This is a genomic window from Clostridium bornimense (genome assembly GCF_018917145.1).
In the GTDB taxonomy this organism is placed as follows: Bacteria; Bacillota; Clostridia; order Clostridiales; family Clostridiaceae; genus Clostridium_AN; species Clostridium_AN bornimense_A.
The window spans coordinates 1-1,440 of record NZ_JAHLOD010000116.1 but is presented as its reverse complement, the minus strand read 5'-3'; the positions used below and the strand labels follow the sequence as shown (position 1 = coordinate 1,440).

The following is a 1,440-nucleotide window of genomic DNA, read 5'->3' as shown; positions in this document are numbered from 1 at the left end:
GGTCAAGCTACAAAGGGCGCAGGGCGAATGCCTTGGCACTAGGAGCCGATGAAGGACGTGATAAGCTGCGATAAGCTGTGGGTAGCCGCACATAGGCCGTGATCCACAGATTTCCGAATGGGGAAACCCACATGAGAAACCTCATGTATCCTTAAGTGAATCCATAGCTTAAGGAAGGTAACCCGGGGAACTGAAACATCTAAGTACCCGGAGGAAGAGAAAGAAACATCGATTTTCTGAGTAGCGGCGAGCGAAACGGAAAGAGCCCAAACCAAGAGCTTGCTCTTGGGGTTGCGGACAGTTCATAAATACTTTGAAATTCTAGTCGAAGACAACTGGAAAGTTGCACCGCAGAATGTAATAGTCATGTAGGCGAAAGAACGAAAAAGTCAGAACTGATCCAGAGTACCACGAGACACGTGAAACCTTGTGGGAAGCAGGGAGGACCACCTCCCAAGGCTAAATACTACCTAGTGACCGATAGTGAAGCAGTACCGTGAGGGAAAGGTGAAAAGAACCCCGGGAGGGGAGTGAAATAGAACCTGAAACCCTGTGCCTACAACCGGTCGAAGCACCTTATGAGTGTGACGACGTGCTTTTTGTAGAACGAGCCAACGAGTTACGGTATGCAGCAAGGTTAAGTACTTATGGTACGTAGCCGAAGGGAAACCAAGTCTGAACAGGGCGACTAGTTGCATGCTGTAGACCCGAAACCGGGTGACCTATCCATGGCCAGGTTGAAGCGAGGGTAAAACCTCGTGGAGGACCGAACCACGTTGGTGTTGAAAAACCATGGGATGAGCTGTGGATAGCGGAGAAATTCCAATCGAACTCGGAGATAGCTGGTTCTCCTCGAAATAGCTTTAGGGCTAGCGTCTGGTAAATTAAGTGATGGAGGTAGAGCACTGAATGGGCTAGGGGGCCGCGAGGCTTACCGAACCTTATCAAACTCCGAATGCCATACACTTGTACCCAGGCAGTCAGACTGCGAATGATAAGATCCGTAGTCAAAAGGGAAACAGCCCAGACCGTCAGCTAAGGTCCCTAAATGTAGATTAAGTGGTAAAGGATGTGAGGTTTCTAAGACAACTAGGATGTTGGCTTAGAAGCAGCCACTCATTTAAAGAGTGCGTAATAGCTCACTAGTCGAGAGACCTTGCGCCGAAAATGTCCGGGGCTAAAATCTACTACCGAAGCTACGGACTCCTAACGGAGTGGTAGAGGAGCTTCCTGTATGGGCTGAAGTCGTACCGAAAGGAGCGGTGGACTGTACAGGAGTGAGAATGTTGGCATAAGTAGCGAGAATTGAGTGAGAATCTCAATGGCCGAAAATCTAAGGTTTCCTGGGGAAGGCTCGTCCGCCCAGGGTTAGTCGGGACCTAAGCCGAGGCCGAAAGGCGTAGGTGATGGACAATCGGTTGATATTCCGATACTACCAAA

At 49.7% G+C, this 1,440-nt stretch carries 1 rRNA gene; it reads left to right on the top strand.

The window, feature by feature from the left end:
• Positions 1-1,440 (top strand): 23S ribosomal RNA (locus KQI30_RS16760); the annotation flags it as partial.